This is a genomic window from Variovorax sp. E3 (assembly GCF_016082275.1).
GTDB lineage: Bacteria > Pseudomonadota > Gammaproteobacteria > Burkholderiales > Burkholderiaceae_C > Variovorax.
In genome coordinates this window covers 1-11386 of the sequence record NZ_MOWM01000106.1, presented here as the reverse complement: position 1 = coordinate 11386, position 11386 = coordinate 1, and the positions used below count along the sequence as shown (strand labels likewise).

Here is an 11386-nt window from a genome sequence, read left to right as displayed (position 1 = left end):
CAGCGCCGTGGGAGCGCCGTTGTGGGCAACCCTCGATTTTAGGGTTTTCCACCATCCCTGTCGCGACAAACATCCAGTGACCGGGACGGCAGGCGGGCTTCAATTGGTTGCCAAAGTCAACCAATTGAATGACAATGACAACCATGTCCAAACTTCCGCCCCATGTCGATGCCGCCGCCGTCAAGGCGATCCGGCAGTTCAACCGCTTCTACACCCGCCGCATCGGCGCCCTCGACCCCTACCTCGGTAGCCCCATGTCGCTGACCGATGTGCGTGTGCTGTACGAGCTGGCGCATCGCGAAGTGGCGGTCGCCAGCGAGATAGGCCGCGACCTCGGGCTCGACGCGGGCTACATGAGCCGCATCCTGCGCCGCTTCGAAACCGAAGGCTGGCTCACGCGCGAGCCGCACCCGCGCGACGCGCGCCAGAGCGTGCTGCGCCTGACCGAATCCGGGCACGCGGCATTTGCGCCGCTGCAACAGAAGTCGCGCGAGGAAGCCGCCTCGCTGCTCGCCCCGCTCGCGCCGGCACAGCGCCAACAGCTGGTACAGGCCATGGGCACGATGCAGTCGCTGCTCGACCCCGAGGCCGCGCCGGCCAAGCCCCAGGCCGCGGTGCTGCGCGACCCGGCCCCCGGCGACATCGGCTGGGTGGTGCAGCAGCACGGCGAAATCTATGCGCGCGAGTACGGCTGGAACAACCAGTTCGAGGCGCTCGTGGCCGGCATCGCAAGCGAGTTCTTGCTCAAGTTCCAGCCCGAGTGGGAGCGTTGCTGGATCGCCGAACTCAACGGCGAGCGCGTGGGCGCGATCTTCGTGGTGCGCAAGTCGCCGACGGTGGCGCAACTGCGCATGCTGATCCTGGCGCCGGGCGCGCGCGGGCTCGGGCTGGGGGGCAAGCTGGTGGACGAGTGCATCGCCTTCGCGCGGCTCAAGGGCTACAAGAAGATGGTGCTGTGGACCAACAGCTGTCTGGTCGCCGCGCGGGGAATCTATGCCAAGCGCGGGTTCCAGCTGACGCAGTCGGAACCGCACGAGGGCTATGGTTCGCCGCAGGTCGGTGAGACCTGGGAGCTGAAGCTGTAGGGGGCCTTCTCCCTCCCCCAGAGGAGGAGGGAGAAATGCAGGGTTACTGCATGAACCAGCCGTGGCTCACCACCAGCGACTGGCCCGTCAGCGCATTCGTCGGGAAGCCCGCGAACAGCAGCGCCACGCGCGCCACGTCTTCCGTGGTCGTGAACTCGCCATCGACCGTTTCCTTGAGCATCACGTTCTTGATGACTTCTTCCTCGCTGATGCCCAGCGTCTTGGCCTGCTCGGGAATCTGCTTTTCGACCAGCGGCGTGCGCACGAAGCCCGGGCAGATCACGTTGGCGCGCACACCGTGCTTGGCGCCTTCTTTCGCGACCGTCTTGGCCAGGCCGATCAGGCCGTGCTTGGCCGTGACGTAGGGCGCCTTCAGCAGCGAGGCTTCCTTCGAGTGCACCGAGCCCATGTAGATCACGCTGCCGCCACGGCCTTGCGCGTACATGTGCTTCAGGCAGGCCTTGGTGGTGAGGAACGCGCCATCGAGGTGAATGGCAAGCATCTTCTTCCAGTCGACAAAGCTGAACTCTTCGACCGGATGCACGATCTGGATGCCGGCATTGCTGATCAGGATGTCGATGCCACCGAAGGCCGCGGCGCCCTCTTCCACCGAGGCGTTCACCTGGTCTTCGTTGGTCACGTCGACAGCCACGCCGATGGCCTGCGCGCCGGTGGCCTTGAGCTCGGCCGCGGTGGCGTCGGCCGCTTCCTTGTTGAGGTCGGCAATGATGATCTTCGCGCCTTCCTGCGCGAACAGGATCGCGATTTCCTTGCCGATGCCGCTGGCCGAGCCGGTGATGTAGGCGACCTTGTCCTTGAGTTGCATGGTGAATGTTCCTTGAGAGTTGGGTTGGTAGATGGCTGCGGGAATCAGGCCAGGTAGTCGTGCTCGACGGTACCCAGCGCGAGTGTCATGTCGGCGATGTAGTGCACGGCCGATTCGACCTTCAGCACCGGCAGGTCGGCCACCGGCGCCAGCGCATGCGGATGCAGCTCGAGCGAGGCCGGGCCGGCCCATGCGCCGTGCAGGGTCACGTCGACCATGTGGTAGCGCACCAGCTCGCAGATGCGCGCCGTGCCGTCCACGTGCGGAATGATCTTCAGCAGGAAGTTCGGCTGCGCGATGCCCGCCAGAATGGGCTCGGGGTCGAGCGCGCGGTGCTTGAAGCCCATGGTGGCCTTGGCCACGCGCACCTTGCCGTAGTCGAGCGTGCCGACCACCACGTCGGTCTCGTAGTCGAGCACCGGCGAGGCCAGCTTCTTGGGAAAGCCCCAGAGCTCGCGTCCGCCGGCAATGGGCGGATGGTCGTTGAGGTACATCGCGTGAACGTACGCGCCCTTCTCCACGCCCTTGGCCGTGCGCAGCTGCACCGGAATGACCTGGCCCGACTCGGTGTAGTCACCGAAGCCGGTGGAGTCGGGCATGCGGATGAATTCGTACTTGACCAGCGGCTCGACCACTTCGAGCGGCTCGGGCACCACGGCGCGCAAGGCGTCCATGTCGGTGCGGTAGGTGACGATGAGAAATTCGCGCCGCACGAAGCGATAGGGTCCGGGCGGAAAAGCGGGGCTGGTCAGCGGCATCGCGAATGCCGTACGTCGCACATCTTCAATGTTCACGAACATTTCCTCCTGTTGAAGTGACGGACCAGTCTGGCGCCGGTTTCTTAGTTGAGGCTGAACCCGCGCGAAGCCACGGGCCTGGCCCTTGCCTTGCCGTGCAACTCAGCGAGAAAGGCCGGGCCGCTTCACGCGCCCCGAACCGTGCTCGCCGAGGTCGAAGGTGGTCACGCCGTTGACTGTGGCGTCGGCGCGCAGGATCTCGGGGTGCGCCAGCGTGCTGCGCATGTCGCGTGCGCCCGATTCCCAGTGCTCCTCGACCGCGGCGCGCGAGAACTCGTAGTCTTTCGATTCGAGCTCGTAGGGCTTGTCGCGGTAGATCAGGTGAAAGATGTCGATGGGCTCGTGCGTGAGCTGCGACTGCACCGCCAGCACGCTCGGGTCGTTGCGCAGGCTGGCCGGCAGCTTGGTGATGAGGTCGGCAATGGCCTGCTGCAGGTTCATGTTGGCCGCCAGCGCGTCGGTGTTCATGCGGGTGCGGCTGGAGTACGTGATGTCCTTCTGCCGCTCCAGCACGCCCGCCATGGTGCGCGGCATTTCACCGCGCGCATTGAACAGGTCGACCTGCAGCACCACCAGCGGCTCGGTGCGCGGATGCAGGTCGAGCACGTACTGCAGCGGCGTGTTCGACACGATGCCGCCGTCCCAGTAGTCGTCGCCGTCGATGCTGATGGGCGCAAAGCCCGGCGGCAACGCGCCGCTGGCCATGATGTGCTCGGGCCCGATGCGCTGGCGCGTGTTGTCGAAGTACACCGAATTGCCGGTGCGCACATTGACCGCGCCCACGCTGAAGCGCGCCTCGCAGGCGTTGATGCGGTCGAAGTCGACGAGCCGCTCCAGCGTGGTCTTGAGCGCGGAGGTGTCGTAGTAGCTGAGCAACGGCGCCGCGCCGCCCATCAGGAAGGCCGGCGAATAGCGCGGCTCGAAGAAACCCGGAATGCCCACCAGCGAGGCCATGGTCGCGCTCCACTGGTTCTGCGTGGCCCGGTCTCCGAGCCACGAAGGCAGGCGCTGCGAAGGCCCGGAAGATACCAGGTGCCAGAACTCGCGCAACCGGTCGACCCGGTGCTCGGGCGCGTTGCCGGCAATCAGCGCCGCGTTGATGGCGCCGATGGAGACACCGGCGATCCAGTGCGGCTCCAGGTCGGTCTCGCTGAGCGCCGCGAACACGCCGGCCTGGTAGGCCCCGAGCGCACCGCCCCCCTGCAGCACGAGCGCCTTGCGGGCGTTGCGCATGTCTTCGCGGCGTGAAGCAAAGGGGTTGAGGGCCTGGGCTTGGTGTTGGGGTTGGGCTCGGTGTTGGGTACGGGGCTTTTTTCTTCGGTGGCGTCGTCATGCATTCATTTGACACCAGCCCCGCGACATGAACCTGACCAGGGGTTGCTGGCCCCTGGCACGATTTCACATCTTCGGCAGCATCTGGCCGCGGATCTCGCCGCCGGGGTTGGCCGCGGTGTGCACGTTGGCGTACCACTTGCCCGCGGCCAGGTCGGCGGCCTGTGCCGGCGTGAGTGTGGCCTGGCCTTCGATCGGGCTGGCCGGGTTGGCGAACGGCAGCACCACGCCGGCATTGGCGCCGGCGGCAGCCGGGCCATGGAAGTGCGCCATGGTGGCCGGGCCGCTCAGGCCGGTGTAGGTGATCTTGTACTTGAGCACGTTGGTGTCGCGGTTCAACCAGGCTTCGGCCATGCCGCTGCCGCGCGTCATGTTCGGCGGCACTTCGCTGGCCGCGTTCATCGCGCCGCTGAAGCTCGCGACGTTCGACTTCGACATCATCCCGCAGCCGACCAGCGCGGCACTGGCCACGCCGGTGACGAGGGCTGCGCGCAAAAGGGTGCCATATTTGGTCATGTGCTTGATCTCCTGGGTTGTGAAAGCGTCCACAGCATAGGCAGGCCGGCGCGACTTGTCTTGTCGGCCATCGCCCCGACTTCAGCGGGCCCGTATCGGTAGAAACACCCGCCCGAAAGAGAGAATGCGCCCATGACTTCCCCCGCACTCCCCTCTGCCCGCGACGTCGTCGATTTCTGGCGCGACGCCGGCCCCAGCCGCTGGTTTGCCAAGAACGAGGCCTTCGACGCCGACTTCATCGCCCGCTTCGCGCACGCCCACCAGGCGGCCGCCCGCGGCCAGCTCGACCACTGGGCACAGGACGCCGAAGGCACGCTCGCGCTGCTCGTGCTGCTGGACCAGTTCCCGCGCAACACCTGGCGCAACAACCCGCACATGCTGGCCACCGACGGCAAGGCGCTGGCCGTGGCAAAGAAGGCCGTCGAGGCGGGCTTCGACCGGCAGATGGAAGCCGTGCTGCGGCCCTTCTTCTACCTGCCTTCATGCACTCCGAGGTGCTGGCCGAGCAGGAGCGTTCGGTCGAACTCAATGCGGCGCTGGACGCCAACACGCAGCGCTACGCCGTGCTGCACCGGGACATCATCGCGCGCTTCGGCCGCTTTCCGCACCGCAACGCGATGCTGGGCCGCGCGTCGAGCGCCGAAGAGCAGAAGTTCCTGGACGAGGGCGGCTTCGCGGGCTGACGCGGCGCAGGTATCGGGCCCAGGTGTCGGGCTCAGGTGTCGTTGTGGGCCAACGGCACGTCGCGCGTCGGCGAGGGGTTCAGGTCGAGCGTGCCCTTGGCGTCTTTCATCGAGCCGTAGGTGCGCGCGTAGACCCAGGTGAACTCCGCGCCCAGCAGGAAGATCTGCGCCGAGTAGTACACCCACACCAGCACCACCACCAGCGAGCCCGCCGCGCCGTAGCCCGAGGCCACGCTGCTCTTGCCGATGTACAGCCCGATCAGGTGCTTGCCCACGGTGAAGAGCAGCGCCGTGACCGCCGCGCCCACCCACACGTCGCGCCACTGCACCTTGGCGCGCGGCATGATCTTGTAGATCATCGCGAAGATCACGGTGACCATCGCGAAGCTGAAGACGAAGTTCACCACCTGCGCCAGCGTCTCCCAGGCGCCGAACACCGGCGACCACCACTTGCCCAGCGCCGCCAGCGCCGCGCTGGCCACCAGCGACACCATCAGCAGAAAGCCGATGCCCATGATCATGCTGAACGACAGCAGCCGCACGCGCAGCATGTTGAACAGCCCCTTGTTCTTGACGCGGGCCGGCGCGCGCCAGATGCGGTCGAGCGCGTCCTGCAGTTCGCCGAACACCGTGGTCGCGCCCACCACCAGCAGCCCGATGCCGACGATGGTGGCCACGATGCCCTCTGCCGGCTTGTTGACCGCCTGCAGCATGCCCTGCACCGCCGCCGCGCCCTGCGCGCCCATCAGTCCCGAGAGCTGCGCGAAGATCTCGCCGCGCGCGGCCTCCTGCCCGAACACCAGCCCGGCCACGGCAATGACGATCAGGAGCAGCGGCGCGATCGAGAACACGGTGTAGTAGGCCAGCGCGGCCCCCATGCTCGGCGCGTAGTCGTTCGACCAGGAGTTGAAGGCCCTTTGGCAGAGGTCGAAGAGCGCGCGGAGTTGCTTGAGCATGGCGGTAGTGTCCCTGTTGAGCGGCGCGGGTTTTGTCAGCACGATGCCCGGCACGTTGAAAGCCTGCCTACGATAATCGCTCCACATGCACCCGTCTCCCCCAGCCACCGGCGCGGCGGCGCCGCTCGCCCCGCCCGCGCCCGCATCCGCCCAGCCCCAGTCGCCGCGCGACCTGTTCTTTTCGTTCACCTGGCTGGCGCTGCAAGGCTTCGGCGGCGTGCTGGCCATCGTGCAGCGCGAGATGGTCGAAAAGAAGAAATGGCTCACGCCCGAGCAGTTCCTCGAAGACTGGGCCGTGGCGCAGGTGATGCCCGGCCCCAACGTGATCAACCTCGGCCTGATGATCGGCGACCGCTACTTCGGGCTGCGCGGCGCCATCGCGGCGGTGGCGGGCATGCTGACCATTCCGCTCGTCGTCATCCTCGCGCTGGCCGTGCTCTACGCGCACTACGCGGGCAACCCGCAGGTGGCGGCGGCATTGCGCGGCATGGGGGCGGTGTCGGGCGGGCTGATTGCCGCCACCGGCATCAAGCTGGTGCCGCAGCTGCGCAAGCACCCGCTGGGCTTTGCCACCTGCCTGGGCTTCATGGCGCTGGTGTTCTTCGCCATCGCGCTGTTCAAGATTCCGCTGGGCTGGGTGCTGCTGGTGCTGGGCGGCGTGGCCTGCGTGTGGACCTGGAAGAGGATTCCCGCATGACCAGCATCACCATCGTGATGCACTGGCACGACTGGCTCGCGCTCTTCGGGCAGTACATGCTGCTGTCGCTGCTGTCGATCAGCGGCGCCATCACCACGGTGCCCGACATGCACCGCTACCTGGTGGCCCAGCACGGCTGGCTCACCGACGCGCAGTTCAGCTCTTCGGTCGCCATCGCGCAGGCGGCGCCCGGGCCCAACGTGCTGTTCGTGGCGCTGATGGGCTGGAACGTCGGGCTCAACGCGGGCGGCGGCATCGGCGCGGGGCCCTCGGCCTGGCTGCTGGGCTTCTTCGGGCTGCTGGTCACCATGGTCGGCATCATGCTGCCGAGCACCACCCTCACCTACTTCGCCACGCGCTGGGGCCACCGCAACCGCACGCGCCGCGAAGTGCGCGCCTTCAAGCAAGGCATGGCGCCCGTGGTGGTCGGACTGCTGATCGCCACCGGCTGGGTGCTGGCGGCCGGCAACCATGCCGGCAATGCACCCGCCTGGCATTTGTGGCTGCTGACCGGCGCGGCCGCGCTGATCGTGTGGCGCACGCGCATCCACCTGCTGTGGCTGCTGGGTGCCGGCGCGGTGCTGGGCGCGGTCGGCTTCGTCTGAACGAACACTTTTTCCTCAACGCTTTTTCAGGAACACACCCTCATGTCGCAACTCCGACCCCTCGGCCGCTCCGGCCTCCTGGTTTCCCCGCTCGCCTTCGGTGGCAACGTGTTCGGCTGGACCGTCGACGAAGCGGCGTCGTTCAAGCTGCTGGACGCCTGGCTCGACGCCGGCTTCAACTTCGTCGACACCGCGACGTGTACTCGGCCTGGGTGCCGGGCCACACCGGCGGCGAGTCCGAGACCATCATCGGCAAATGGCTCAAGCAAAGCGGCAAGCGCAACCGCGTGGTGCTGGCCACCAAGGTCGGCAAGCCGATGGGCGAAGGCAAGGTGGGCCTGTCGCCCAAGTACATCCGTGAAGCCGTCGAGGCCTCGCTCAAGCGCCTGCAGACCGACCACATCGACCTCTACCAGTCGCACGACGACGACGCGAGCACGCCGCTCGAAGAGTCGCTGCGCGCCTTCGACCAGCTGATCCAGGAGGGCAAGGTGCGCGCGATCGGCGCGTCGAACTACACCGCGCCGCGGCTGGCCGAGGCGCTGGACGTGTCCGAGAAGCTCGGCATTGCCCGCTACGAAAGCCTGCAGCCGCTGTACAACCTGTACGACCGCGCGGTGTTCGAGGACGCACTGGAGCCGCTGTGCGTGAAGCGCGAGGTGGGCGTCATCAATTTCTATGCACTGGCGGCCGGCTTCCTCACGGGCAAGTACCGCACGGAGGCCGACGCCGGCAAGAGCGCGCGCGGCGCCAACACCACCAGGAAGTACCTCAACGAGCGCGGCCTGCGCATCCTCGACGCGCTGGACAAGGTGGCCCAGCAGTACAACGCCAAGCCGGGCCAGGTGGCCATCGCCTGGCAGATCGCACGGCCCGGCGTGACCGCGCCGATTGCCAGCGCCACCTCGATCGCGCAGCTCGAAGAGCTCGTGGTCGCGACGCAGCTGAAGCTGGACGCGGGCACCATCGAGATGCTCGACCGCGCCAGCGCCGAGACCACCGCCGCCTGAGGCCGGCCCGACGATGAGCGTGTTCGACTTCGACGCGATCTCCGCCCCCGCGCTGGAGCACTTCGCCGACCTGCGGGTCGAGGTGGGCGCGCCGCAGGTGCTGGGCGGCACCCCGCGCGGGCTGCGCCGCGTGGTGCCCATCACGGGCGGCGAAGCCATCGGGCACGGCTGGCGGGCGCGCGTGCTGCCGGGCGGCTGCGACTTTCAGTTGATCGTGAGCGAAACGCTCTCCGAGCTCGATGCGCGCTACGCTCTGGAGACCGATGCCGGCGACCTGATCTACGTGCAGAACCAGGCCGTGCGCTCGGCCTCGCCCGAGGCCATGACCAGGCTGCTGCGCGGCGAGCCGGTCGACCCGTCGCAGGTGTACTTCCGCTGCCACCCGCGCTTCGAGACCACCTCGCCTTCGCTGAAGTGGATCACCGACCGCATGTTCACCGGTGCCGGCATGCGCCACCCGACCGAGGTGGTGATGCGCTTCTACACGCTGGTGTAGCGAACGGGCGGGCGTTCAGCCGTCGACCGGGTTCAGCGGCGTGGCCAGGATGCGCTGGTAGAAGGCCACGTCGAGCCAGCGGCCGAACTTGAAGCCGGCCTGCCGCACGGTGCCCGAATGCTCGAAGCCCAGGCGCTCGTGCAGCGCGATGCTGCCGGCGTTGGCGGCATCGATGGCGCCGACCATCACGTGCACGTCGCGCGCGATGGCCTCGACAATGATCGCCTCCATCAAGGTGCGGCCCAGGCCTTCGCCCCGGTGCGCGCTATCGACATACACCGAGTGCTCGACCGTGTACTTGTAGGCCGGAAAGGCGCGAAAGGCGCCGTAGCTCGCGAAGCCCAGCAGCTTGCCGTCGTCGTTCACCGCGCCGATCACGGGGAAGCCGTTCGCGCGCTTGGTGGCGAACCACGCGACCATGTTCTCGGGCGTGCGCGGCTTGTAGTCGTACAGCGCGGTCGAGGTGACGATGGCCTCGTTGAGGATGGCAAGAATCGCAGGCGCGTGTGCTTCTTCGGTACAGGGGATGAGCCGCATGATGTTCCTTGTGTCTTCCAATATAAGAGAATAATAATCTCATATGGGAAACACTTCATCGACCTCCGCCATTTCTTCTTCCGCGGAAGCCACCGACGACATCGACGCGCTCATCGCCTCGCGGCTGCTGGCGCTGCGGCAGGCACGCGGGCTCACCCTGACCGAGCTGGCCGACCTCTCGGGGGTCAGCAAGGCCATGATCTCGAAGGTGGAGCGCGCGCAGAGCAGCCCGACGGCCGTGCTGCTGGGCCGCCTGGCGGCCGGGCTCGGCGTGCCGCTGGCGCAGTTGCTGACCGAAGACGGCGGCCGGCCCCAGCGCCTGCGCACGCGGGCCGAGCAGGACGTGTGGCGCGACCCCGAGGCCGGCTACCTGCGCAGGCAAGTGGCCGAGCGGCAGGCGGGCAGCGGCGTCGAACTGGTCGAGGTCGAGCTGCCGCGCGCGGCGCAGGTCAGCTATCCGCGCTGGAGCGGCAAGCCCTACCGCCAATGCCTGTGGATGCTCGAAGGCGCGCTGCGGGTGGACTACGGCGACGAGCGCTTCGACCTGGCGCCGGGCGACTGCCTCGACTTCGGCGTGGACCGGCCGCTGGTGTTCAAGGCATTGGGGCGCGGCGCCTGCCGCTACCTGCTGGTGGCGAGCCCGTCCTAGCCACCCGGTAGGCACGCTCCCACACGCACAGGCGGCGTGGGCCGCCTCGGGCCCCTGCATCGGCCGGGATACTGCAAGGCATCTCAGCTTCCGGAGGAACGACGATGTCCTTTGCGCTCTACATGATCGGGTTCCTGGTCTTCCTTGGCGGCCTCGTCTGGGGTGCCTCGGTGATGGGCGTGCCCACGCTCTACATCGGCATCGGGGCGACGATCCTGCTCGGGATCGGCATCTTCAGCGCGGTCGGCCGCACGCGCGGCAAAGACCCGTCCTGAGTTCACACAGGCTTCACGCCGCGCGCACACGGGCTGGCTAACTTCGCATGCGCACCGCGGACCGCGGTGCGCATCGAACACAGCCAGCCCATGTCATCTTCTTCCCAGAGTTTTTTCGCCTCCCTCGATTCGTCCTTGATCACGCCGCCGCATGCGGCGCCGATTGCATCGGCCGCCAGCGGCGCGCCGGGCATCAAGGTCGACCTTCTCGTGGTGGGCGCGAGCTTCGCGGGGCTCGCATGCGCCCGTGCCGCGGCCCTCGCCGGACTCAGCGTGATGGTGCTCGAGAAGAAGTCCAGCGCCGGCGCCAAGCTGCACACCACCGGCATCATCGTCAAGGACGCGGTCGACAGCGTGCCGTGGCTGGCCGAGGTGCCGCCCGCGCTGGTGCGCCGCATCGACGGCGTGCGGCTGTACGCACCCAACATGCGGCACGTCGACCTGCACGCGCCGGGCTATTGGTTCTGGGCCACCGACGCGCCCGCGCTGCTCGACTGGATGGTCGATTCCACGCGCGCCTGCGGTGTCGATGTGCGGCTGGGCACGCTGTTCGAGCAGGCGCTGTGGATCAACGGGCGCTGGGAGGTGCCGGTGACGCACGGCCCCTGCATCACGGCCACCTACCTCGTGGGCGCGGACGGCCCGCATTCACGCGTGGCCAAGGCGCTCGGCCTGTCGCGCAACACGCGCTTTCTCTACGGCGTCGAGCACGAATACCAGGGCGCGCGCATGGCGCCCGACCTGCTGCATTGCTTCATCGATCGCAAGCTGGCGCCCGGCTACATCGGCTGGGCACTCGACGGCGTGGGCGCGAGCCAGATCGGGCTGGCCCGCCGCGTGGTGCCGGGCGACGCGGGGGCGCTGCGGCTCGACCCGCTGCTGCGCAAGATCGCCTCGGTGGTGACGCCGGGCGAGGCCCCGC

General features: G+C 67.8%; 13 protein-coding genes and 2 pseudogenes. 9 read left to right on the top strand and 6 right to left on the bottom strand.

Going from position 1 to position 11386, the window contains the following annotated elements:
* The first annotated feature begins 134 nt into the window (after window positions 1-134).
* A complete protein-coding gene (locus tag BMG07_RS28020; RefSeq protein WP_269759459.1) occupies window positions 135-1085 on the top strand; it encodes a helix-turn-helix domain-containing GNAT family N-acetyltransferase in 951 nt (316 codons plus the stop codon).
* Window positions 1086-1128: 43 nt separating this feature from the next.
* On the opposite strand, the gene BMG07_RS28015 is transcribed toward BMG07_RS28020, so the two are convergent.
* The 4 genes from BMG07_RS28015 to BMG07_RS28000 all read right to left on the bottom strand — a co-directional run bounded on the left by BMG07_RS28015 (window position 1129) and on the right by BMG07_RS28000 (window position 4556).
* Complete coding sequence (locus BMG07_RS28015; RefSeq protein ID WP_198087279.1) at window positions 1129-1911, bottom strand: 3-hydroxybutyrate dehydrogenase; 783 nt, start codon at window positions 1909-1911, stop codon at window positions 1129-1131.
* A gap of 44 nt (window positions 1912-1955) precedes the next feature.
* Window positions 1956-2705 carry an acetoacetate decarboxylase gene (locus BMG07_RS28010; RefSeq protein ID WP_198087278.1) on the bottom strand — a complete coding sequence of 250 codons (750 nt, stop codon included), beginning with the start codon at window positions 2703-2705 and terminating at the stop codon, window positions 1956-1958.
* A gap of 105 nt (window positions 2706-2810) precedes the next feature.
* On the bottom strand, window positions 2811-3941 hold the full coding sequence (locus BMG07_RS28005) for a patatin-like phospholipase family protein (protein WP_198087277.1): 1131 nt from the start codon (window positions 3939-3941) through the stop codon (window positions 2811-2813).
* Window positions 3942-4106: 165 nt separating this feature from the next.
* A complete protein-coding gene (locus BMG07_RS28000; protein WP_198087276.1) occupies window positions 4107-4556 on the bottom strand; it encodes a CHRD domain-containing protein in 450 nt (149 codons plus the stop codon).
* Between the two features lie 132 nt (window positions 4557-4688).
* Between BMG07_RS28000 and BMG07_RS27995 the strand changes: the two are divergent.
* Window positions 4689-5239 (top strand): annotated as a pseudogene (locus tag BMG07_RS27995) (DUF924 family protein).
* A gap of 32 nt (window positions 5240-5271) precedes the next feature.
* Here the strand turns inward: BMG07_RS27995 and BMG07_RS27990 are convergent.
* A complete protein-coding gene (locus BMG07_RS27990) occupies window positions 5272-6195 on the bottom strand; it encodes a YihY/virulence factor BrkB family protein (RefSeq protein WP_198087275.1) in 924 nt (307 codons plus the stop codon).
* Window positions 6196-6280: 85 nt separating this feature from the next.
* Here BMG07_RS27990 and BMG07_RS27985 point away from each other — a divergent pair, with 85 nt between their 5' ends.
* The 4 genes and pseudogenes from BMG07_RS27985 (at window position 6281) to BMG07_RS27970 (ending at window position 9003) form a co-directional block, all read left to right on the top strand.
* Window positions 6281-6892, top strand: coding sequence for a chromate transporter (locus BMG07_RS27985; RefSeq protein WP_198087274.1), 612 nt, complete (start codon window positions 6281-6283; stop codon window positions 6890-6892).
* Window positions 6889-7497 (top strand): chromate transporter, encoded by a 609-nt coding sequence (locus BMG07_RS27980; protein WP_198087273.1) that lies wholly within the window; start codon window positions 6889-6891, stop codon window positions 7495-7497. The genes BMG07_RS27985 and BMG07_RS27980 overlap by 4 nt, the downstream gene beginning before the upstream one ends.
* A 42-nt stretch (window positions 7498-7539) precedes the next feature.
* Window positions 7540-8507 (top strand): annotated as a pseudogene (locus tag BMG07_RS27975) (aldo/keto reductase).
* A gap of 13 nt (window positions 8508-8520) precedes the next feature.
* Window positions 8521-9003 (top strand): DUF3237 domain-containing protein, encoded by a 483-nt coding sequence (locus BMG07_RS27970; RefSeq protein WP_198087272.1) that lies wholly within the window; start codon window positions 8521-8523, stop codon window positions 9001-9003.
* A 15-nt stretch (window positions 9004-9018) separates the two neighbouring features.
* Here the strand turns inward: BMG07_RS27970 and BMG07_RS27965 are convergent, their stop codons facing one another.
* A complete protein-coding gene (locus tag BMG07_RS27965) occupies window positions 9019-9540 on the bottom strand; it encodes a GNAT family N-acetyltransferase (protein ID WP_198087271.1) in 522 nt (173 codons plus the stop codon).
* A 43-nt stretch (window positions 9541-9583) separates the two neighbouring features.
* On the opposite strand from BMG07_RS27965, the gene BMG07_RS27960 reads away from it, so the two are divergent.
* The 3 genes from BMG07_RS27960 to BMG07_RS27950 form a co-directional block, all read left to right on the top strand.
* A complete protein-coding gene (locus tag BMG07_RS27960; RefSeq protein ID WP_198087270.1) occupies window positions 9584-10189 on the top strand; it encodes a helix-turn-helix domain-containing protein in 606 nt (201 codons plus the stop codon).
* Between the two features lie 104 nt (window positions 10190-10293).
* A complete protein-coding gene (locus tag BMG07_RS27955; protein ID WP_198087269.1) occupies window positions 10294-10464 on the top strand; it encodes a hypothetical protein in 171 nt (56 codons plus the stop codon).
* 90 nt (window positions 10465-10554) lie between these two features.
* Window positions 10555-11386 (top strand): NAD(P)/FAD-dependent oxidoreductase (locus BMG07_RS27950; protein ID WP_198087268.1); only part of this gene is annotated, 832 nt, incomplete at its 3' end.